We start from the raw sequence: 22,217 nt of genomic DNA on the forward strand, positions 1-22,217 counted from the left end.
GTCGGACTCGCCGCCCGAGCGCGACGTCGAATGGACCGACGAAGGTGCGGCCGTCGACACCAGGCGCCAGATGCGCTGGATGAAGCGATGCGCGCCGGCCGCACCTTCGTCGGTCCATTCGACGTCGCGCTCGGGCGGCGAGTCCGACAGCATGAACCAGCGCGCGGTGTCGGCGCCGTAGCCGTCGGTGATCTCTTCCGGGCTCACCGTGTTCTTCTTCGACTTCGACATTTTTTCGAGCGGGCCGATTACAGCCTCTTCGCCGGTCGCGATTTCGATGGCGCGGCGCTTGCCGTCGACGTCCTCCAGCCGCACCTCGCTGGGCGCAAGCCAGCGGCTGTTCGACCCACTGCCGACCCGATAGGTCTCGTGCACCACCATGCCTTGCGTGAACAGTCCCCTGAACGGCTCGGCGAGATCGACATGGCCGGTCTCGCGCATGGCGCGGGTGAAGAAGCGCGAATAGAGCAGGTGCAGGATGGCGTGCTCGATGCCGCCAATATACTGATCGACCGGCAGCCATTCAGTCGCTGCCTTGGGATCGGTCGGGTCGTTCGCCCAGGGCGCGGTGAAGCGCGCGAAATACCACGACGAATCGACGAACGTGTCCATCGTGTCGGTTTCGCGGCGTGCATCCTTGCCGCATTGCGGGCATTTGACATGCCGCCATGTCGGATGGCGGTCGAGCGGATTGCCCGGCCGGTCGAACTCGATATCGTCCGGCAGCCTGACCGGCAGGTCCGCCTTCGGCACCGGCACCACGCCGCAATCCTCGCAATGGATCATCGGGATCGGGCAGCCCCAGTAGCGCTGGCGCGAAATGCCCCAGTCGCGCAGGCGGAAGTTCACCTTGCGCTCGGCCATCGGCCGGTTGCCGATGGTCTTTTGTTCCAGCAGCTTCGCCACCTCGTCGAACGCCTGATCCGGCTTCATGCCGTCGAGGAAGCGCGAATTGATCATCACGCCGTCGCCGACATAGGCCTCGTCAATGATCTGGAAGTTTCCTTGATTCTCGCCTTCCGGCATCACCACCGGGATGACCGGCAGGCCGTATTTGTTGGCGAAGTCGAGATCTCGCTGGTCACCGGATGGACAGCCGAAGATGGCGCCGGTGCCGTATTCCATCAGCACGAAATTGGCGACGTAGACAGGCAGCGTCCAGTTGGCGTCGAATGGGTGAACGACGCGGATACCGGTATCGAAACCCTTCTTCTCGGCCGTCTCCAGTGCCGCTACCGAAGTGCCCATGTGGCGAACCTCGTCGATGAACTTGGCCAGCGCCGGTTTGCTTTCGGCCGCCTTCTTCGCCAGCGGATGATCAGCTGCGACCGCCATGAAGGAGGCGCCGAAGATGGTGTCGGGCCGCGTCGTGTAGACCTCCAGCTCATCTTCGCCGTCGATCACCTTGCCAGTAGCTGGGCCAGTAGCTGGGGTGGCCAGCGGCCAGCGGATCAGCAGGCCTTCCGAACGGCCGATCCAGTTCGCCTGCATCAGCTTCACTTTTTCCGGCCAGTCGTCGAGGCCTTCGAGCGAGTCCAGCAGATCCTGCGCATAGTCGGTGATCTTGAAGAACCACTGCGTCAGCTCGCGCTGCTCGACCAGCGCGCCCGAGCGCCAGCCGCGTCCGTCGATGACCTGCTCGTTGGCAAGCACCGTCATGTCCTCCGGATCCCAGTTGACCTTGGAGGATTTGCGCGTCACCAGACCCTTCTCGACAAAATCGAGGAACAGCATCTGCTGGCGATGGTAATAGTCGACATCGCAGGTGGCGAATTCGCGTGCCCAGTCGAGCGACAGGCCCATGACCTTGAGCTGCTCGCGCATGACGGCGATGTTCTGATAGGTCCAGTCCTTGGGATGGACCTTGTTCTGCATGGCCGCGTTCTCGGCCGGCATGCCGAAGGCGTCCCAGCCCATCGGGTGCAGCACGTTGAAACCCTTGGCCCGCTTGTAGCGCGCCACCACGTCGCCCATCGTGTAGTTACGGGTATGGCCGATATGGATGCGCCCCGACGGATAGGGGAACATCTCCAGCACGTAGTATTTCGGGCGCGGGTCGTCGTTGTCAGCCTCGAACAGCTTCTTGGCGTCCCAGGCCTTCTGCCATTTGGGCTCTGATGCGCGCGGGTTGTATCGTTCGGTTGCCATCGGATGTTTTTCACTTAAAAGCATGCGCGAACGGCCGGACAATGCCCGGCGGCTCAGGAAATGTCGTCGCGGTGTTCACCATGGATTGCCGGACCCGTCAACTGCGGCGGTCCGGCGAGTATCAAAACTAGAGGCAGATATAGGCATGACGAGCGCCGTCGAACAGTTTTTCACGGTCAAGGCGAAGATCGCCGCTGCCGAGCGCGAGGCGGGACGGCAGGCCGGCGCGGTGACGCTAGTCGCGGTCTCGAAGACCTTCGACGCCAACGATATCCGCCCGGTCATCGAGGCCGGCCAGCGTATCTTCGGCGAGAACCGCGTCCAGGAAGCACAAGGAAAATGGCCGGCGCTGAAGGAAGCTTTCCCCGACATCGAGCTGCATCTTATCGGTCCGCTGCAATCGAACAAGGCGAAGGAAGCGGTCGCGCTGTTCGATGTCATCGAGTCGGTCGACCGCGAGAAAATCGCCGCCGAACTCGCCAAGGAAATCGCCAGACTGGGCCGGTCTCCAAAACTCTACGTTCAGGTCAACACCGGTTCGGAACCGCAAAAGGCCGGGATCGAACCGCGGGAAGCCGTCGCGTTCGTCGCGCGCTGCCGTACGGTTCACGGCCTCGCCATCGAAGGTCTGATGTGCATTCCGCCGGCCGACGAGAATCCCGGTCCGCATTTCGCGTTGCTGGAGAAACTTGGGCTTGAGGCCGGCGTCGAAAAGCTCTCCATGGGCATGTCCGGCGATTACGAGACAGCGATCGCCTTCGGCGCCACCAGCGTCAGGGTCGGCTCGGCGATCTTCGGAGCCAGATAGCGAATCCCTTGATGTTCAGGCTTGCCCAATATACATATCTAGCCAAGCTAGCTAGGATCATTCATCATGAACTGGCATCTCCAGGACGCAAAGAATAATTTCTCCAAAGTGGTTCAGCGCGCGCGCAGCGAGGGACCGCAGACGGTAACCCTGCGCGGCGAGCGCGCAGCAGTGGTGCTTTCTGCCGAAGACTATGACCGTCTGGCGGGAAAAAAGAAGACGCTGGCAGAGTATCTTCTGACCGGTCCGGTCTGGGATGATGATTTTGCCGAGGAGGTCAACCGTCGCTCGGATACGATGATCCGCGACATCGACCTCTGATGTACCTGCTTGACACGAACATCGTTTCGGATGTGGAACGACGCTTACTCAAGCCGACTGCCTGGCTGGCTTCGACAGACCCGGATTCGATAAGTCTCAGCGTTATCACTATCGGCGAGATCGAACGCGGGATCGTCAAGTTGCGTAAAGTCGATCCCGAACGAGGCACGCGTCTTGATCTTTGGTTGCGAGAACTTCGCCGAGATAATGCCGATCGCATCCTTGCGCTTACCGAAGAGGTCGCCTTGGCCTGGGGCCGCATTTCAGCAGGTCGCACACGAGGCAGCGCCGACACGCTCATCGCCGCGACCGCGCTCGTCCACGACCTCATTCTGGTTACGCGCAACGTCGCCGACTTCGACGATACCGGGGTGACGGTCCTCAACCCTTGGGCTATCTGACTTCCATTTCGGCCTCACGGCACCGACGCGGTCGCAATGCTGGACGATCGTAGCGGCCGCGTCATAGCACCGCATTGCGACGCCTGGGCTGCGCGCTAGCTCCGTGGGAGAACCCGAGCGACCAAGCATGGCCGTTCCTTTGCAATGCCAAAGGAGGGCAACATGAGCAAGGAAAACGTTCCCCATAACCGATATGTCTCCAACGGGCTGCACCCGCACGTCTATCTGGCGATGGTCGGCCTTGCCGCGTGGTACGCGCTGTCGGCCTGGGCGGGCTTCGGGACGGCGGCTATACCGACTATCTTCTCGTCGTCATGACCGGATTCATCATCATCTCGGTGGCGTTGCCCGCCATTGCAGGACGCGTCTGGCTTCGACATCATCATCGGACGTCCGCAACCGCCCACAGCTTCGAGGATTGGATCGGCGGCGAATTCGATACCGGGCAAGGTCGCATGAGCGCCAAGACCGCGCTGGTCGAGCTCCTCCTGCCGCTCGCCGCCGTCGCCTTCGGCATGACGGCCTTCGCGATCGTGGCGCGCCTGGTTGGTTGAGGCGGCGCCTTTCTGCCAGGGCTGGCAAAAACCCTTCGTGATGAGCGTGATGGCCGGCAACCGGCGCCTTTTGCGCCGAAAAAGTAGTTCAATCTCCTCTTCGGCTTGACGTTTCGGGAGCCGGCGGGCTCCCGATCTTTTTTGGGCTCAGGACAACCGGACAGTCTCGACCAAAAAGTCGAGAAAGGCCCGCACCCGCGCCGGCAAATGCTTGCCCTGCCCGACATAGACAGCGTGGGTGAGCTCCTCATCGCCGGGGTTGAAGTTCTCCAGAAGCGGTACCAGCCGCCCGGCGGCGATGTCGGGCTCCACATGCCAGCGCGCCAGCCGGGCGATGCCCGCTCCGGAGAGCGCCATCAGCCGCATCGCCTCGCCATCGCTGACCAGTGCATTTCCGGTGATCGGGACGAGAACGGCCTTGCCGGCCGCGTCGACAAAAGGCCAGCCGTCGACATGGCGCACGAAGCAGAAACCCATCCGATTGTGACGATCGAGATCGGCCGGCGTTCGGGGCGTGCCATGCGTCCTGAGGTAGGATGGCGCGGCGACGACGACCACAGGGCTTTGCCCGAGCTTGCGCGCCACCAACCGTGATTCGCCGAGTGGCCCGGCGCGGATCGCGACATCGGCGCGCTCCTCCATCAGATCGATGACACTGTCGGTCAAAACCAGATCGACAGCGATTTCCGGATAGCGATCGAGGAAGTGCGGCAAAAGCGGGATCAGCCGGTGCTGCCCGAACGGCACGTAGCTGTTGACGCGCAGCCGCCCACGCGGGGCGGCACCCGCCGCCGCCTCGCGCTCGGCTGCCGCCATGTCGGCCAGGATGCGCACGCCGCTGTCGAAGAAGGCCGCTCCCTCCGGTGTCAGCTGCAGCTTGCGTGTCGAACGGCTGATCAGCCGCGCGCCGAGCCGCGCCTCCAGCCGCGCAATCAGCTTGCTCACCGCCGACGGCGTCATCCGCAAGGCGCGAGCGGCGGCCAAAAAGCTGCCCGCCTCGACGACGCGGACGAACACTTCGATCTCGCCGGAGCGGTTGATGTCGGGTCTCGCCATTCGTGAATCTATTTCACAGACAATGTGCCCGACGCAAGGCTGGTTCACAGCACATCGCGACACGATCTTCCGGGACGGGGCGTGGGAAGACCGGCGTCCCATCAAACGACCGCGATCGAAGTGGGAACCGCCATGCCTCTTGCTCTTTATGCCCTCGCCGCCGGTGCCTTCGGCATCGGTGTCACCGAATTCGTCATCATGGGCCTGCTGCTCGACGTCAGCACCGATCTCGGCGTCTCGATCTCGGCCGCCGGCCAGCTGATTTCCGGCTATGCGCTGGGCGTCGTCATCGGCGCGCCGCTGCTGACCATCGCCACCGGCCGCTGGCCGCGCAAAACCGTGCTTCTGGCGCTGATGGCGATCTTCACGCTGGGCAACCTCGCCTGTGCGCTCGCCCCCGACTACTGGACACTGATGGGTGCCCGCGTGCTCACCGCCTTTGCCCACGGCACCTTCTTCGGCGTCGGCTCCGTCGTTGCGACCGGGCTGGTGGCGCCCAACAAGAAGGCTTCGGCGATCGCCCTGATGTTCACCGGCCTGACCATTGCCAACATCCTCGGCGTGCCCTTCGGCACCTGGCTCGGCCAGGCCTTCGGCTGGCGGGCGACCTTCTGGGCTGTAACCCTTATCGGCATCGTTGCCTTCGCCATCATTCTCCTGCTGGTGCCGCGCAGCCAGACAGAGCCGGAGAAGAGCGACCTGCGCGGCGATCTCGCCGTGCTCGGCCGCGCGCCGGTTCTGCTTGGTTTCGCCACCACCGTGCTTGGCTATGCCGGCGTCTTCGCCGTCTTCACCTATATCGCCCCCTTGCTGACCGAGATCACCGGTTTTGAGGAAGCAGCCGTGTCGCCGATCCTGCTTGTCTTCGGCGGCGGCCTCATCGCCGGCAATCTCGCCGGCGGCAAATTCGCCGACCGCTGGCTGGTGCCTTCGGTTCTCGGCAGTCTCGTCGTGCTGGCGCTGGTGCTCGGCTCGATGACCTTCGCCCTACACAGCCAGGCAATGGCCGTCATCTATGTCGGCCTGCTCGGCGCCGCCGCCTTCGCCACTGTGGCGCCGCTGCAGATGTGGGTGCTGGAGAAAGCGCAAGGCGCCGGCCAGAGCCTCGCCTCGTCCTTCAACATCGCCGCCTTCAATCTCGGCAACGCCGCCGGCGCCTGGCTCGGCGGCATGGTCATCGCCCATGGTCCCGGCCTCGGCGCCGTCACCTGGGTCGCGGCCCTGCTGCCGCTCTCGGCGCTGGCCGTGGCGGCACTGGCGCTTCGCCTCGACCAAAATACCGTCCTCGCCACACCGGAAATCGTGCGGTCATAGGTCGGCAACCCTCAATCACTCTTCAAAAAACTCATCCGACATCATCAAGGAGCAAAACCATGGACTATCGACGTCTAGGCGCCTCGGGCCTGAAGGTCCCGGCACTCTCGTTCGGCGCTGGAACCTTCGGCGGTTCAGGCCCGCTGTTCGGCGCCTGGGGCAACAGCGATGCGACGGAAGCGCGGCGGCTAATCGATATCTGCCTCGAGGCCGGCGTCAACCTGTTCGATACCGCCGACGTCTATTCGAACGGCGCCTCCGAAGAAGTGCTCGGCGCGGCCATCAAGGGCCGCCGTGATGCCGTGCTGATCTCGACCAAGACCTCGCTGCCGATGGGCGACGGACCCAACGATGCCGGTTCCTCCCGTTCGCGTCTCATCAAAGCCGTCGAGGACGCGCTCAAGCGTCTCGGCACCGATTACATCGACCTGCTGCAACTGCATGCTTTCGACGCCGCAACGCCGATCGAGGAGGTGCTGTCGACGCTGGACAGTCTCGTGCGCGCCGGCAAGCTGCGCTATGTCGGCGTGTCCAATTTTTCCGGCTGGCAAGTGATGAAATCACTCGGCCTGGCGGACAAGCATGGCTACCCGCGCTACGTCGCCCATCAGGTCTATTATTCGCTGGTCGGGCGCGACTATGAATGGGAGTTGATGCCGCTCGGTCTCGACCAGGGTGTCGGTGCGCTGGTGTGGAGCCCGCTCGGTTGGGGCCGCCTGACCGGCAAGATCCGCCGCGGCGAGCCACTGCCGGAAAAAAGCCGGTTGCACGACACCGCGAGCTTCGGGCCGCCGGTCGATGACGAACATCTCTACCGGGTCGTCGATGCGCTCGACACTGTCGCCCAGGAAACCGGCAAGACCGTGCCGCAGATCGCCATCAACTGGTTGCTGCAGCGGCCGACCGTCGCCTCTGTCATTGTCGGCGCGCGCAACGAGCAGCAGCTGCGCCAGAACCTCGGCGCAGTCGGTTGGTCATTGACATCAGACCAGATGAAGAAGCTCGACGCAGCAAGCGAAGTCACCGCGCCCTATCCGTATTTTCCGTATCGCCGGCAGGAAGGTTTTGCCAGGCTCAGCCCGCCTGCGGTTTGACCCCGCTCGATACAAATGCCCCGGGGACAGGGCATGTTGAGATTCAGGTCAGGGCGCGCCGAGAATGGTGGCTTCCGAGAACCGGAGCGGAGCGTACTTAAAGTACGTGAGCACCGGAAGCGCAGGAAACCGCCATTCGCAGGCCGGCCTCACCTGAATATCGACATGCCCTAATGCAGCACGAACTCGCCGTCGACTTTGTGCCACTCATTCGGCGCGATCAGCTTCTGGTGCGTATAGCTCACCGAATGCAGCGGGCCATCGAGCTTGGTCTGCCAGAACTCGATGAACCGGATCAGCACCGGAAATTTCGGAGCGATGTCGTAGTCCTGCCAGATGAAGCTCTGCAGCAGATGCGGATGATCGGGAAAATGATAAAGAATCTTGGCCGTGGTCAAGCCATATCCCCTAAGCATCAGGTCCATTTCGGATTGGTCGCGCATTTCGATCCTCTGGGTTGATTCTCCTTTCCTCCCAATGCGAAATTGTGCGCGCTATTTGCTTAATCGTCTATTGATTTTTTGTGGTTGAAGCCGGGTTTACTGTGCAAAATCATAAAGTTAGCAGCCGTCAACCCCGAGTGCTGACAACGGTGAGAAAAGCTTCTGCGGCATCCCGCCGCGCAAATCCAACGTCTAATGTTGCCGTCACCGCGGAACTGTTAATAATGCGCGCGAATTCGCGGCCGCTTCGCCGTGATGCCGACGGCGGTCAAGCCGGGCGGCCTGGTTTCGGGAGGAAAGTGAAGAAATGTCCGAGGTTCATGTCCATCGCGTCCAGCCGGCGTGGAAGAAGAATGCGCTGATCGACAATGACACCTATTTGAAATGGTACGCCGACAGCGTGAAGAACCCGGACAAGTTCTGGGGCAAGCACGGCAAGCGCATCGACTGGTTCAAGCCCTACAGCAAGGTCAAGAACACCTCCTTCGACGGCAAGGTCTCGATCAAATGGTTCGAGGACGGCGAGACCAATGTCTCATGGAACTGCATCGACCGGCATCTGAAGAAGCGCGGCGACCAGACCGCCATCATCTGGGAAGGCGACAACCCTTACGACGACAGGAAGATCACCTATAACGAGCTCTACGGCCATGTCTGCCGGCTCGCCAATGTGATGAAGAAGCACGGCGTCAAGAAGGGCGACCGCGTCACCATCTACATGCCGATGATCCCGGAAGCCGCCTATGCGATGCTCGCCTGCACGCGCATCGGCGCCATCCATTCGGTGGTCTTCGGCGGCTTCTCTCCGGACGCGCTGGCCGGCCGCATCGACGACTGCAAGTCGACCTTCGTCATCACCGCCGACGAGGGCCTGCGCGGCGGCAAGCCGATCCCGTTGAAGGATAATACCGACAAGGCGATCGAGATCGCCGCCAAGGCCGGAACGAAAGTCGAGAAGGTCGTGGTGGTGCGCCGCACCGGCGGCAAGACCGGCTGGGTGGCCGGACGCGACGTCTGGTACCACGACGAGGTCGCGACGGTTAAGGCGGAATGCAAGCCGGAGAAGATGAAGGCCGAGGACCCGCTGTTCATCCTTTACACGTCGGGTTCGACCGGCAAGCCGAAGGGCGTGCTGCACACCACGGCGGGCTATCTCGTCTATGTCTCGATGACCCACCAACATGTCTTCGACTATCATGACGGCGACATCTACTGGTGCACGGCCGATGTCGGCTGGGTCACCGGCCACAGCTATATCGTCTACGGGCCGCTCGCCAACGGCGCCACCACACTGATGTTCGAAGGCGTGCCGAACTACCCGTCGCAGTCCCGCTTCTGGGAGGTCATCGACAAACACAAGGTCAATATCTTCTACACCGCGCCGACGGCGTTGCGCGCGCTGATGGGCGCCGGCGACGCCCATGTCGCCAGGACGTCGCGAAAGTCGCTGCGTGTGCTCGGCACGGTCGGCGAGCCGATCAATCCGGAGGCCTGGGAGTGGTATTTCAACGTCGTCGGCAACGGCAAGGTGCCGATCGTCGACACATGGTGGCAGACCGAGACGGGCGGCATCCTGATCACGCCTCTGCCCGGCGCCACCCACCTTAAGGCAGGTTCCGCGACGCGGCCGTTCTTCGGCGTGAAGCCGGAACTGGTGGACGGCGACGGCAAGGTGCTGGAAGGTGTTGCCAGCGGCAACCTCTGCATCGCCGATTCATGGCCAGGCCAGATGCGCACCGTCTATGGCGACCACGAGCGTTTCGAACAGACCTATTTTTCGAGCTATAAGGGCAAATACTTTACCGGCGACGGCTGCCGCCGCGACGCCGATGGCTACTACTGGATCACCGGCCGCGTCGACGACGTCATCAATGTCTCCGGCCACCGCATGGGCACGGCCGAGGTCGAATCCGCGCTGGTTTCGCACGAGAAAGTCTCGGAAGCTGCCGTCGTCGGCTATCCGCACGACATCAAGGGCCAGGGCATCTACTGTTATGTCACGCTGATGGCCGGCGAGAAGCCGGGCGAGGAGCTGCGCAAGGAACTCATCGCCCATGTCCGCAAGGACATCGGCGCCATCGCCACGCCCGACAAGATCCAGTTCGCTCCGGGCCTGCCGAAGACCCGTTCGGGCAAGATCATGCGGCGCATCCTGCGCAAGATCGCCGAGGACGATTTTGCCGCGCTCGGCGATACCTCGACGCTGGCCGATCCGGCGGTCGTCGACGACCTCGTCGCCAACCGGCAAAACAAGAGGGCTTGATGCAGGCAGCAACCGCCACAACGTGCGCAAATCTCGGCGTCTACTGCTTGGTCGACCGGCCGGCCCGTGTCGAGAGATGATGCGGTTCGTTTAGGCGGTGCAGAACATTTGAGATGAGGGCGGGACAGCGCCCCCCTCTGTCCTGCCGGACATCTCCCCCACTTGGGGGGAGATCGGCAGTTCGGGCGCCGCGCCCAGAATACCACGCCGGCGATTGGCGAAAGCCGTGGTGACGGCCAATCTCCCTCCTTGTGGGGGAGATGTCCGGCAGGGCAGAGGGGGGCGCGAAGGATCGCGGCAGAACGCAACATGTGTGCTGATCATCGATACAAATCCGCTCGCGTCGGCGGCAGACCGCTTGGACCCCGCGCCCGCTTGGTGACGACGGTCTGGAAAATCTGCGCCGAGGCGCGTTCGAAAGTGATCGAACAGCCGGTGAGATAAAGCAGCCAGAGGCGCGCCTTGGCTTCGCCAACCTCGGCGATCGCTTCGTCGAAGCGTGCGTGCAGGCGCTCGGCCCACAGGCGGCAGGTGCGGGCGTAGTGCTCGCGCAAATTCTCGACATCGTAGACGAGGAAGCCGTGCGCTTCGAGATTGCCGAGCGTCATCCCGATCGTGTCGAGCTCGCCGCCGGGAAAGATGTATTTGATCAGCGCCTTGAATTCCGGGCCTTTGCGCAAGGTCTTCTTGATGCTGCCCTTGTCGCGCCGGGTGATGGCGTGATGCAGATAGATGCCGCCCGGCTTGAGCAGGCGATGGATGGTCGAGAAATAGGCCGCGTGGTTGGCGAGCCCCAGATGCTCGAACATGCCGATCGACGAGATCTTGTCGAAGGAGCCGGACAGCTCGGCGTAGGATTTTATCTCGATGGTGATGCGATCCTCCAGCCCCTCGGCGCGGACGCGCTCGCGGGCTAGCTGGGTCTGGGCTTCCGACAGCGAGACGCCGTGGCCGACGACACCGTAATTTTTCGCGGCATGGATGAGCATGGCTCCCCAGCCGCAGCCGATGTCGAGCAGCCTTTCGCCCGGCTTCAGCCGGAGCTTGCGGCAGATGTGGTCGAGCTTGTCTTTCTGCGCCTGGTCGATGCCGTTGGCGAAATCGGTGAAATAGCCGCAGCTATAGACCATGCGTTCATCGAGGAAGAGGCGGTAGAAGGCGTTCGAAATGTCGTAGTGGTGCTGGATCGCTTGCCTGTTCGACCCGCTGACGAAGGGGTTGCGCCCGGAAAGGTTGGTCCGCGCCGCCATCTGCTTTCTCGAAAACAGCACGGCCGGCAAGTCGCGCAAGATCGCGAGTTTCGGCAATGTCTTTAGCTTCGTCCTGAGCTTGCCTTGCGAAGGCAGGGCGTAGAAATCGAACAGCGATCCGCCTTCCACGTCGATTGTCTTGGAAATCCACATTTCGATCAGCGTCGAAAGGGACGGCCGGCGGATCACCTGCCAGACGATGTCCTGGTCATTGATGGTGAGCACAGGGCCGGTGACCGGCCCGATCCGCTCGCCGGTCCACAGCCTGACCGCGAAACCCGGCTTCAGCGTTTCGATAGCCGTTCGAACAATCCGTGCTGCCTTGTCGGCTGCCTCCATTCCCGTCCTCTCATGCTCAGCACGCTGGCGGTCCGGCGCCGACTTTGCCTGTCCGATCGGATAGTCGCAAGCCGCTAGCGACAAGCTCGCACGGCATTTTCACCATGGCGCCTTGCCATTTGCGGATCGACACCCCATCATGAGGGCGTGTTCAACAAATCGAAAGGAGGTGATCCGATGTCGAGTGATTTCGTTTTCCAGAACGTGGCCTCAGCGGATTGCACTTTCGGGAAGCAGTCTTCCCGTTAAGGCGCGAGATGCGCGGCTGGTGACGTAAAACGTCGCCGCCATGGGCCGCGCCATGGACGGAAACACGGAAGGCCGCCGACTTCGAGAGAAGCGGCGGCCTTTTCCTTGTTCTGGACCCCGTTTAGTCAATGCCCTCTACTTGGTCAGTGCCAGGCTTTCGATGTTGCGCGCTATGTCCTGGAAAGCCTGATTGAGTTCCGTCCCGTTGGCGGCCTGATAGAAGTGCTTGATCTTGGCGGTATCCGGGCTCGCGCAATTCTGCAGTGTCGCCTGGGCATTCTCCTCGTTGAGATCGAAACCGATGGTGAAGATTTCGATGCCCTTGTCGCGCATGGCGGTACACAGCGTCTTGGCTGCCGTGCGAGTCGGTTCCTTGCCGGCATCATTGTAGACCTCACCGACAGTGCTGGCGTCGAAATAGGACAGGTTAAACTCGCCGTCGGTCATCAGGATCGCGATTTTGGCGACCTTTTTCGGATCCGCCTTGGCCGGCCGCTGCGAAGCATTCATCACGCTGCCCCAGTTTTCCGAAAGCATGTACCAGGTCCACTGCACGCCGATATGGCCCGCGGTGCCGCCCGACGCGACAAAGTTCTTGATGACGTTCTTGAGCGCCGTGGCGTCCGCCGTCAGCGGCTTCAACGCGGCGGCCGGGCAGGCAGCCGTGCCGGTCTGCCAGGCGAAGGACGACAACAGGTAGTCGCGATTGACCATGCTGACATCGGGACCGGCATCCGAATATTGATAGGTGCCCTTGCGCTCGGTGGCGCAATTGTCCGGACGCGTTAAGCCGGAGACGTACTGTACGGCGCCATTGCCGGGCGCCTGCTTGCGCTGGCTGGTCGAGGTTTCGACATAGACGCTGCTGCCGGCAAGCGCGCCGGCATTCACCGAATTGGCGTAGGGCACGATGGAGACTCGCACCCGTGGCTTGGCGGGGTCCTGACCGCTCAGGAAGCTGTCGACCGCGTTCGCCGCAGCCGTCCTCAGATCGATGATTTTCTGGCCCGCCATCGACCCTGTGACGTCGAGCATCATCGCCACTTCGATCGTCTTGTCCGAATAGACCGCCGTCGTCGATGCGGCAACGCGCTTCATATCACCCATGCTGAAAATCGGAAAATAAAGGCCGACATCGACATAGACGTCCGCCTGGACCGTCTTGGCGATTTTGTCGACTGTCAATTTGTCGAGGACGATCTGGTCAGCGCTCAGGATGCCCGCTTGGCTGTTGGCGTTGAGAAAGGCCTGCACCGATGTGTTGGCATCGGCCTCCTTGATAACGCCGGTCGTCAGGTCGCGCGCCGTCGAGGTCACCGCCGCATCGACCACGCCTTGCAGGCTCGACTTGGCGTTGGAGAGCTGGGAGACGTTGACGGCAAAGCCGGCGCCCAGTGCCAGCACCGACGCGACGATGCCGAACAGAACCGCAAAATTTCCGCTGCGATCCTTGGCAAAGCCGCCGATCGCGTCAACAAGACCCCCAAAATGCCGCATGCTTCCGCCTCCATTCGCCAACGACATCGAGGTCGTGTGAAGGCGCATTGCAGGAATCCGGCCGGATGGCACCGCCAAGGGACCAACAGCCAACGGCTCATTGTCAAACCATTGTTTCTGCTTGGTTTGGGAATGCGACAGGGTGAACAACCGGTAAACGACAAGCCGCTGCGGCAGTTTCGTTTACGAAATGCTTACCATGATCCCGCCGTGTGCCGTGGAGCACAAGAACTCGGTCCCGATCCGGCACAGACGGGCTGTGCCGAAGCGGATCAGGCTCACCAGATCTGTAGGACAGCCCCGGATGATAGTAACAGCGGGACGCACGCCGTTCGCCTGCGCTTCTATGCCAGCATCTGCGCGCTGACGGTCCTGTCGACGCCGCGATGGGGCGGGTTGAACAAGTTGCTTTCCTGCTCGTAGGTCCAGACCTTGAACAGCCCAAGCCGGTGCGGGCCGAAACTGTGCAGCAGCGGCACGTCTGTCGCGTCGCGGCCGCGCGCGATGACGATGCGGCCGATCCTCGGCATGTTGTGGCGGGGGTCGAACGTGTACCATTTGCCATCGAGGAACACTTCCAGCCACGCCGAAAAATCCATCGGTGCCGGGTCGAGCGGCACGCCGATGTCGCCGAGATAACCGTTCACATAGCGGGCGGGGATGTTCATGCAGCGGCAGAGCGTGATCGCCAGATGAGCGAAGTCGCGGCAGACGCCGACGCGCTCTTCATGCGCCTGCGCCGCCGTGCGTGTCGGGCGCGCATAGCCGTAGCCGAACGACAGACGGTTGTGGACATAGTCGACGATCGCCTGCACCCGCGCCCAACCGGAGGGAACAGGGCCGAAAACCTGCCAGGCCAATCCGCCGAGGTGGTCGGTCTCGCAATAGCGGCTGCCGAGCAGATAGCAGAGCACGTCGTCGGGCAACTCCGCCACCGGCACTTCCCTGGCCAGTAGGTTGACCTCGTCGGCCTCGCCGCTGTCCTCGACGACGGCGTCGTAGAGAATGCGAAAGCCGCCGCCAGGCGCCGTGAAGCGACGGCAGGTGTTGCCATAAAGGTCGTGATAGAGCCTGGTTGGGACGGCCGGCGAGGTCAGCACGCGCGTCTGCCGCTTGATGTCTGCCTGCCGCTCCTTGTGGATCTCGAGCAGCGAAATCACCGGGGTGGCTTCCGCACAGTCGATGGCGATTTCGTAGCCGAGCCGAATCAGCATCGCGGTTCCACCCCTTTTTGAGCATCGCGGAAGACAGTCTGGTGAACGCGAGACGGCTCGCCGTGGTTCCCTGGCATTGTCGAAAACGCGGCCTCGCGCCTTCCCATGCAGCCGACGCGACGTTACGGTCGATCGACAGGCTTTGATCTCTCCGAAACAACCTCCCGGGATAGCAGATGTTCGCAGGCAAAAAATTCGCAGCCTTCCTGTTCGACATGGACGGCACAGTGGTCAATTCGATTGCCGCGGCAGAAAGGGTATGGGCAGATTGGGCACACCGGCAAGGTCTCGACGTTGCTGCATTCCTGCCGACGATCCACGGCGTGCGGGCGATTGAGACCATAGCTCGGCTGGCGCTTCCAGGCGTCGACCCGATGCGCGACGCCGATGCGCTTCTGAAGGCCGAGGTGGCCGATATCGACGGCATCCTTCCGATCGCCGGCGCCGCGGCGTTTCTGGCGTCGCTGCCGCCCGAGCGCTGGGCCATCGTCACCTCTGCGCCGCGCGAGCTGGCTCTCCTGCGCATCGCGGCCGCCGGCATCCCGCTTCCCGCTGTCCTTGTCGCGGCCGAGGACGTTTCCCACGGCAAGCCGGCGCCCGATTGCTTCCGGCTGGCGGCCGAGCGGCTGGGCGTCGATGCGCGCGACTGCCTCGTTTTCGAAGATGCGCCCGCCGGAATATCGGCGGCCGAGGCGGCAGGTGCTGCGGTCATGGTGATCAGCGCCACGCACCAGCATCCGCTGCAAACGCCGCATGCCGCAATCGCCGGTTACGACGCGATCGGCATCGCTGTTGACGACCGCGGCTGGATCGCCCTCGAGCCGGAGCGCGCCGCCGAGGTCTGCTAAGCCTCAAGTATCAGGGTCGTGCCTAGAAATCGCTGGTCAGGCCCTTGACCTCCCAATCGCCATAGCGGCCGGGCTCCTTGCCGCCACGACCGCCGATCTCCCGGGGCATCGCGGCTTCCTGCTGGCGGTAGTGTTCGCGCCGTGCTTCCGCTTCCGCCAAGGCGCGGCGGGCTGCCGGCGTCAGCGTCTTTTGCAGCGCACGGTGACCGGGGCCGGCATTTGTATTACCGGTTTTGCCTGTTTTACTGGTTTCGTCGATCATGCGATATTCCCGGATTGAAACAGGGCCAAGCGTTTCCCATCATATAGCGATGAGCCGACAAGGATCGACCCCTTTTACGCAGCGCCGGCAGAAACGGAGCAGACGATGAACACACTTCGCACCGCCATGCTTTTGGCCGCGATGACCGCGCTGTTCATGGGCGTCGGCTATCTGATCGGCGGATCGGGCGGCATGGTGATCGCCTTGCTGATTGCCGCCGGCATGAACCTGTTCAGCTATTGGAACGCCGACAAGATGGTGCTGTCGATGCACCGCGCGGTCGAGGTCGACGAAAGGAATGCGCCGGAATATTACGCCATCGTGCAGAGCCTCGCCAGTCAGGCCGGCCTGCCGATGCCGAAAACCTATCTGATCGACAACCCGCAGCCCAACGCCTTCGCCACCGGCCGCAACCCGCAGAACGCCGCGGTCGCCGCCACCACCGGACTGTTGCAGCAACTGTCGCCTGAAGAAGTCGCCGCGGTGATGGCGCACGAGCTCGCCCATGTGCAGCACCGCGACACGCTGACCATGACGATCGTCGCCACGCTTGCCGGCGCGATCTCGATGCTCGGCAATTTCGCCTTCTTTTTCGGCGGCAACCGCGACAGCAACAATCCCTTCGGCTTTGTCGGCGTGCTGGTGGCGATGATCGTGGCGCCCTTCGCCGCCATGATCGTGCAGATGGCGGTCAGCCGCACCCGCGAATACGAGGCCGACCGGCGCGGCGCCGAAATAGCCGGAAACCCGCTTTGGCTTGCCTCGGCCCTTGACAAGATCGCCCGTGGCGCCGAACGCATCCGCAACCCGGATGCCGAGCGCAATCCGGCGACCGCCCACCTCTTCATCATCAATCCTCTTTCCGGCGAGCGCATGGACAGCCTGTTTTCCACCCACCCGAACACCGATAACCGCATCGCAGCCCTGCAGGCGATGGCGCGGGACATGGCGATTGGTGGCGTATCCGCCCCGTCGCGGCCGCAAGCTCCAATTCCAGAGCAGGCCGGTGAGCAGCAGCCTTCGGGCCCGTGGGAGAAGGCAGCTCAGCAGCCTGAGCAGCCGCCGGCGCAACCGGCCCGGCCGAAATCCAATCCCTGGGGCCGCAATCCGACCGGACCCAAGGGTCCGTGGTCGTGAGCGAAGCGAAACGCCGGCACCGAATTTCAGGCGATCATGAAAACAATGCGGTGAGCCCCGGCGAGCCCGTTGCCGGCCTTGCCGCGCGCAAGGCGGCCGCACGGCTGCTTGCTGCCGTCATCGACGCGAGGACGCCGCTTGACGGGCTGACAGACCATGAGAACGGCCATCCGCAATACAAGGCGCTGGATCTGCGCGACCGGGCGCTGGTGCGCGCCATACTGGTCACCGCGCTGCGCTTCCGCATGACCATATCGGGGCTGCTGGCCCGCCGCCTGGAAAAGCCGCTGCCGCCCAATGCCACCGCGCTTTCGCATATTCTGCATGTGGCGGCTGCACAGATCCTGTTCCTCGACATTCCCGACAGCGCCGCCGTCGACCTTGCCGTGACCCACGCCAAGTCCGATCCGCGCACGGTGCGCTTCTCTGGTCTCGTCAACGGCGTGCTGCGCACGCTGGCGCGGTCCAAGCAGGCCGAGCTGGCTGCAGCGCTTGCCGCCACCGATGAAGCGCCGAAATGGTTTTCCGACCGGCTGAAGGCCGCCTATGGCGTCGACAAGGCCAGGCAGATTCTCGCCGCTCATCGGCACGAGGCGCCGGTCGATTTCACCGTCAAGTCCGATCCCGCGTTGTGGGCCGAGCGGCTTGGCGGCATCGCGCTGCCGACTGGCACAGTGCGGGTGGAAAAGCTCAGCGCCTCCGTCACCGAGTTGCCAGGCTTCGAAGATGGCGCCTGGTGGGTTCAGGATGCCGCGGCAAGCCTTCCGGCCCGGCTCTTCGGCGACATAAAGGGTTTGCGCGTCGCCGATCTCTGTGCCGCCCCAGGCGGCAAGACCGCCCAGCTGATACTTGGCGGCGCCAAGGTCACCGCGATCGATTCCTCAAAAAACCGGTTGGCGCGGCTCTCGCAGAATCTCGAGCGGCTCGGCCTGTCCGCAGAGATCGTTCAGGCCGATCTGCTCAAATATGAGCCGAAGGAACTGTTCGACGCCGTCCTCCTCGACGCGCCCTGCTCTTCGACCGGCACGGTGCGGCGGCATCCCGACGTGCCTTGGACGAAGACCGCGGCCGACGTCGAAAAGCTCGCCGATCTGCAGCGAAGGCTACTCGCCCGCGCCGTCACCCTGGTCAGGCCCGGCGGGCGCATCGTCTTTTCCAACTGTTCGCTCGACCCGCTCGAAGGCGAGGCGCTTCACCGCGCGTTCCTCGCCGGGACGGCTGATATCGTCGACGATCCGCTCCGCCCGGGAGAGATCGCCGGCATCGATCCGTTCCTGACGCCGCAAGGCACGCTGCGCACCACGCCCGCCGATCTCGATCTCGGCTCACCGGAACGGTCCGGCCTAGACGGCTTCTTCGCCGCCCGGATGCGCAGAGCCGGCTAATGCTAAAAATTTGACGACTATTTTAGGGAGAATCCTGCAGAAAACAGGCTGAACTCCAAGGGTTCCATTGAATTCGCCTTCGCATAAGTTCTTGAATCATATAATCTTGTCTTCGGGTTGAGGCGATGAGGAGGGCTTTTGGCGATCGCTGCCGGCAGCACGACACGTCTATGGACGCTTGTCGCGAAGGAGTTTTGGCGCAAGACGCGCCGGCGCCTGCGCGCCGGGCCGGTCTATCGCTGGCGCTACTCCGGCCGCACGCCGGAACGCGTTTTGATCGCTCCGCCGGACCTGCGCCTGGCCGACCCCCAGATCGCGCTGGAGATCTACTATGGCCGCTATCCGCTGTCGGGACATCTGGTCGAGACTGGCGGCAAATCGCCCTTCCAGATCGCCGTGCCCAATCCCGGATGGCAAAAGGCCCTGCACGGTTTTCGCTGGCTGCGCCACATGCGTGCCGCCGGCACCGAGCTTGCCGCCGCCAACGCGCGCGCGCTGGTCTCCGACTGGATCACTATCCACGGCAGCCAAATTTCCGGTGTCGCCTGGGAGCCCGGCACGACGGCCAAGCGCGTCATCGCCTGGCTGCAGCATTCCTCGGTGGTGCTGCAGGGCGCTGAATTTCCCTTTTACCGGGCATTCCTGAAATCGCTGGCCGTGCAGATCCGCTATCTCAGGGCGATGGCACGCGAGATGCCGGACGGCAAGGACAGGCTGCGCGCCCGCATCGCGCTTGCCTTTGCCGCTTTGTCGCTACCGGCGCCGGCATCGGCTTTGCGCGGCGCGACCCGCAACCTGGCCGAAGAGCTTGACCGTCAGATTCTGCCGGATGGCGGCCATATTTCCCGCAATCCGATGACCGTGCTTGAAATCCTCGCCGACCTTCTGCCGTTGCGCCAGACTTATGCCAATCAAGCCGAGACGCCGCCGGCGGCGCTGATGGGCGCCATCGACCGTATGCTGCCAGCGCTGCGCTTCTTTCGCCACCAGGACGGCAGCCTCGCCCGCTTCAACGGCATGGGCGCGACCATCCACGACCGCATCGCCACCATTCTGCGCCACGACGACACCGCCGGCGCGCCGTTGCTGCACGCGCCACATTCGGGCTACGAACGCCTCTCTATGGGCGGCGTCACCGTGGTCGCCGATACCGGCCTGCCACCGCCCATCGACGTTTCCAACGCGGCGCACGCCGGATGCCTGGCCTTCGAGCTGTCGTCTGGCCGCCAGCATTATGTCGTCAACGCTGGCGTCGACACCTATGGCGCCGCCGAATTCAGGCCGCTTGCCCGCGCCACGGCCGCCCACTCGACCGCCACCATCAACGATACGTCGTCGGCGCGTTTCAGCCATTCGCTGCGCGTCAACGATCTCCTCGGCACGCCGTTGATCGGCGGCCCGCAGCATGTGCCTTGCAAACGCACCGACCAGCCGGGCAGCCAGGGTTTCCTGGCCCGTCACGACGGCTATGTCGCGCGCTTCGGCTTGCTGCATGAGCGCGAGCTGAAATTGTCGACGAACGGCAACGTGCTCGCCGGCAGGGACCGTTTTCAGCGGCCCGGCAATGCCGCGATCCGCAACAATGGCCGCGATTTCGTCACGGTGCGCTTCCACATCCATCCCGACATAGGCATGCTTCAGGACGAGCACGACCGCCTGGTGCTGGCCGCTGACCAGGCCGACACCTGGGTGTTCACCTGTACCGAGGTGGCGCCCGAGGTCGAGGAATCCATCTATTTCGCCGGCCTTGGCGGCCCGCGCCGCAGCCGGCAGATCGTGCTGGCCTTTAGGGCGTCGGAGGTTTCCGAAGTCCATTGGCAACTGACGCGAACGGTCATCGCCGGTCATCCGGAAAAAAGCTGAGACTGCGGCTAGCCTCGCAGTTTGATTTCCAGGTCTCATGTGCTACGGCGCGCAGACACTTTCCCAACCAGCCGTGAAAGGCCGCCAGCCCATGGCCGTCGCCGCCAAGAACATTCCCGCGCCCGATCTCGTTCCCGTGCGTCGCGCGCTGCTTTCCGTTTTCGACAAGACCGGGCTCATCGATTTCGCCAGGGCGCTGGCCGCGGCCGGTGTCGAGTTGGTTTCAACCGGCGGCACGGCAAAGGCAATCGCTGAGGCCGGCATGGCGGTACGCGACGTGTCCGACCTCACCGGCTTTCCCGAGATCATGGACGGCCGCGTCAAGACGCTGCATCCGTCGGTACATGGCGCGCTGCTTGGCGTGCGCGACGACCCCCAACACGCCGCGGCGATGCGCGATCATGGCATCGAGCCGATCGATCTCGTCGTCTCCAATCTCTATCCGTTCGAGGATGTCCGTCGCTCCGGCGCTGCTTATGCCTCGATCGTCGAGAACATCGACATAGGCGGCCCGGCGATGATCCGCGCTTCCGCCAAGAACCACTCTTACGTCGCCATCGTCACCGACCCCGAGGACTATGCCTCGGTGCTCAACGCTCTGGAGATGAATTTCGGCTCGCTCTCGCTGGATTTCCGCAAGAAGCTGGCGGCCAAGGCCTTTGCCCGCACTGCCAGCTATGATGCGGCGATCTCCGGCTGGTTCGCCGAGGCGCTGGAGATCGAGCATCCCACCTGGCGTGCCTTCGGCGGCAGGCTGGACCAGGTGATGCGCTACGGCGAGAACCCGCATCAGGGCGCCGGCTTCTACATCGATGGCGACAAGCGGCCGGGCGTCGCCACGGCGCGCCAGCTTCAGGGCAAGCAGCTTTCCTACAACAACATCAACGACACCGACGCCGCCTTCGAGCTGGTCGGCGAGTTCGATCCGGCCAGCTCCGCCACCGTCGCCATCATCAAGCATGCCAACCCGTGCGGCGTCGCCGAGGGCACTTCGCTGAAGGCGGCCTACGCCAAGGCGCTTGCCTGCGATCCGGTCTCGGCCTTTGGCGGCATTGTCGCGATGAACCGCACCCTCGATGCCGAGGCCGCCGAGGAGATCGTCAAAACCTTCACCGAGGTCATCATCGCGCCGGGCGCCTCGGAAGAAGCTATCCGCATCGTCGCCGCCAAGAAGAATCTACGCTTGCTTGTCACCGGCGGCCTGCCCGATCCGCGCTCGGCCGGCACCACCGTGAAATCCGTTTCCGGCGGATTGCTCGTCCAGGGCCGCGACAATGCGGTGGTCGATGATCTGGACCTGAAAGTGGTGACCAGGCGCGCGCCGACGCCGGCCGAGATGGCCGATCTCAAATTCGCCTTCCGCGTCGCAAAGCACGTCAAGTCGAACGCCATCGTCTATGTCAGAGATGGCGCCACCGTCGGCATCGGCGCCGGCCAGATGAGCCGGGTCGATTCCTCGCGCATCGCGGCGCGCAAAGCGCTCGACGCAGCCGAGGCTGCCGGCATGGCCGAGCCGCTGACCAAAGGGTCTGTCGTCGCCTCCGATGCCTTCTTCCCCTTCGCCGACGGGCTCCTGTCAGCGATCGAAGCCGGCGCCACCGCCGTCATCCAGCCGGGCGGCTCGATGCGCGACGACGATGTCATCGCCGCCGCCGACGCGCACGGTATCGCCATGGTGTTTACGGGCGTCAGGCATTTCCGGCATTGAGCCCTTCTTCCCTTCTCCCCCTGTGGGAGAAGGTGGCCGAGCGAAGCTCGGTCGGATGAGGGG

The 22,217-nt window shown here is 63.4% G+C and carries 19 protein-coding genes; 12 read left to right on the top strand and 7 right to left on the bottom strand.

Annotated features, from left to right (window positions below):
• Positions 1 to 2,148, bottom strand: a 2,148-nt coding sequence (leuS, locus tag EOB36_RS09445) for a leucine--tRNA ligase (RefSeq protein WP_245467709.1), incomplete at its 3' end; no start/stop codon positions are given.
• Between the two features lie 145 nt (positions 2,149 to 2,293).
• Here leuS and EOB36_RS09450 point away from each other — a divergent pair.
• The 4 genes from EOB36_RS09450 to EOB36_RS09465 all read left to right on the top strand — a co-directional run bounded on the left by EOB36_RS09450 (position 2,294) and on the right by EOB36_RS09465 (position 4,232).
• Positions 2,294 to 2,956 (top strand): YggS family pyridoxal phosphate-dependent enzyme, encoded by a 663-nt coding sequence (locus EOB36_RS09450; protein WP_128284730.1) that lies wholly within the window; start codon positions 2,294 to 2,296, stop codon positions 2,954 to 2,956.
• A gap of 66 nt (positions 2,957 to 3,022) precedes the next feature.
• Positions 3,023 to 3,277, top strand: a complete 255-nt coding sequence (locus EOB36_RS09455) for a type II toxin-antitoxin system Phd/YefM family antitoxin (RefSeq protein WP_095487585.1) — start codon at positions 3,023 to 3,025, stop codon at positions 3,275 to 3,277.
• A complete protein-coding gene (locus EOB36_RS09460) occupies positions 3,277 to 3,678 on the top strand; it encodes a type II toxin-antitoxin system VapC family toxin (RefSeq protein WP_128284731.1) in 402 nt (133 codons plus the stop codon). The genes EOB36_RS09455 and EOB36_RS09460 overlap by 1 nt, the downstream gene beginning before the upstream one ends.
• A 248-nt stretch (positions 3,679 to 3,926) precedes the next feature.
• Positions 3,927 to 4,232: a hypothetical protein gene (locus EOB36_RS09465; RefSeq protein ID WP_128284732.1), complete on the top strand. Its 306-nt coding sequence runs from the start codon at positions 3,927 to 3,929 to the stop codon at positions 4,230 to 4,232.
• Positions 4,233 to 4,379: 147 nt separating this feature from the next.
• On the opposite strand, the gene EOB36_RS09470 is transcribed toward EOB36_RS09465, so the two are convergent.
• On the bottom strand, positions 4,380 to 5,288 hold the full coding sequence (locus EOB36_RS09470; RefSeq protein ID WP_128284733.1) for a LysR family transcriptional regulator: 909 nt from the start codon (positions 5,286 to 5,288) through the stop codon (positions 4,380 to 4,382).
• Between the two features lie 132 nt (positions 5,289 to 5,420).
• Here EOB36_RS09470 and EOB36_RS09475 point away from each other — a divergent pair, with 132 nt between their 5' ends.
• Positions 5,421 to 6,602, top strand: a complete 1,182-nt coding sequence (locus EOB36_RS09475) for an MFS transporter (protein ID WP_095487593.1) — start codon at positions 5,421 to 5,423, stop codon at positions 6,600 to 6,602.
• 59 nt (positions 6,603 to 6,661) lie between these two features.
• Entirely contained in the window at positions 6,662 to 7,696 is a 1,035-nt protein-coding gene (locus EOB36_RS09480) for an aldo/keto reductase (protein WP_095487595.1), read from the top strand.
• A 170-nt stretch (positions 7,697 to 7,866) separates the two neighbouring features.
• Here the strand turns inward: EOB36_RS09480 and EOB36_RS09485 are convergent, their stop codons facing one another.
• Positions 7,867 to 8,139 (bottom strand): usg protein, encoded by a 273-nt coding sequence (locus EOB36_RS09485; RefSeq protein WP_095487597.1) that lies wholly within the window; start codon positions 8,137 to 8,139, stop codon positions 7,867 to 7,869.
• Between the two features lie 307 nt (positions 8,140 to 8,446).
• On the opposite strand from EOB36_RS09485, the gene acs reads away from it, so the two are divergent.
• A complete protein-coding gene (gene acs / locus EOB36_RS09490; RefSeq protein WP_095487599.1) occupies positions 8,447 to 10,402 on the top strand; it encodes an acetate--CoA ligase in 1,956 nt (651 codons plus the stop codon).
• Between the two features lie 320 nt (positions 10,403 to 10,722).
• Here acs and EOB36_RS09500 read toward each other — a convergent pair whose 3' ends face one another.
• The 3 genes from EOB36_RS09500 to EOB36_RS09510 all read right to left on the bottom strand — a co-directional run bounded on the left by EOB36_RS09500 (position 10,723) and on the right by EOB36_RS09510 (position 14,951).
• On the bottom strand, positions 10,723 to 11,991 hold the full coding sequence (locus EOB36_RS09500; RefSeq protein WP_095487603.1) for a cyclopropane-fatty-acyl-phospholipid synthase family protein: 1,269 nt from the start codon (positions 11,989 to 11,991) through the stop codon (positions 10,723 to 10,725).
• Between the two features lie 384 nt (positions 11,992 to 12,375).
• Complete coding sequence (locus EOB36_RS09505; protein WP_095487719.1) at positions 12,376 to 13,737, bottom strand: pilus assembly protein; 1,362 nt, start codon at positions 13,735 to 13,737, stop codon at positions 12,376 to 12,378.
• A gap of 344 nt (positions 13,738 to 14,081) precedes the next feature.
• Positions 14,082 to 14,951, bottom strand: a complete 870-nt coding sequence (locus EOB36_RS09510; RefSeq protein ID WP_095487605.1) for a transglutaminase family protein — start codon at positions 14,949 to 14,951, stop codon at positions 14,082 to 14,084.
• Between the two features lie 176 nt (positions 14,952 to 15,127).
• Here EOB36_RS09510 and EOB36_RS09515 point away from each other — a divergent pair, with 176 nt between their 5' ends.
• Positions 15,128 to 15,799: an HAD-IA family hydrolase gene (locus tag EOB36_RS09515; protein WP_128284734.1), complete on the top strand. Its 672-nt coding sequence runs from the start codon at positions 15,128 to 15,130 to the stop codon at positions 15,797 to 15,799.
• A 22-nt stretch (positions 15,800 to 15,821) separates the two neighbouring features.
• On the opposite strand, the gene EOB36_RS09520 is transcribed toward EOB36_RS09515, so the two are convergent.
• Positions 15,822 to 16,061 carry a DUF1674 domain-containing protein gene (locus EOB36_RS09520; RefSeq protein WP_164547085.1) on the bottom strand — a complete coding sequence of 80 codons (240 nt, stop codon included), beginning with the start codon at positions 16,059 to 16,061 and terminating at the stop codon, positions 15,822 to 15,824.
• 105 nt (positions 16,062 to 16,166) lie between these two features.
• Between EOB36_RS09520 and htpX the strand changes: the two genes are divergently transcribed.
• The 4 genes from htpX (at position 16,167) to purH (ending at position 22,154) form a co-directional block, all read left to right on the top strand.
• A complete protein-coding gene (gene htpX, locus EOB36_RS09525; protein WP_095487609.1) occupies positions 16,167 to 17,198 on the top strand; it encodes a zinc metalloprotease HtpX in 1,032 nt (343 codons plus the stop codon).
• Positions 17,189 to 18,583, top strand: coding sequence for an RsmB/NOP family class I SAM-dependent RNA methyltransferase (locus EOB36_RS09530; RefSeq protein ID WP_164547084.1), 1,395 nt, complete (start codon positions 17,189 to 17,191; stop codon positions 18,581 to 18,583). Before htpX ends, EOB36_RS09530 begins: the two co-directional genes overlap by 10 nt.
• Before the next feature lie 138 nt (positions 18,584 to 18,721).
• Positions 18,722 to 20,446 carry a heparinase II/III family protein gene (locus tag EOB36_RS09535; protein WP_095487613.1) on the top strand — a complete coding sequence of 575 codons (1,725 nt, stop codon included), beginning with the start codon at positions 18,722 to 18,724 and terminating at the stop codon, positions 20,444 to 20,446.
• Positions 20,447 to 20,537: 91 nt separating this feature from the next.
• On the top strand, positions 20,538 to 22,154 hold the full coding sequence (gene purH / locus EOB36_RS09540; protein ID WP_128284735.1) for a bifunctional phosphoribosylaminoimidazolecarboxamide formyltransferase/IMP cyclohydrolase: 1,617 nt from the start codon (positions 20,538 to 20,540) through the stop codon (positions 22,152 to 22,154).
• Positions 22,155 to 22,217: the final 63 nt, after the last annotated feature.

The sequence above is a fragment of the Mesorhizobium sp. M6A.T.Cr.TU.017.01.1.1 genome, assembly GCF_004023115.1.
Taxonomy (GTDB): domain Bacteria; phylum Pseudomonadota; class Alphaproteobacteria; order Rhizobiales; family Rhizobiaceae; genus Mesorhizobium; species Mesorhizobium mediterraneum.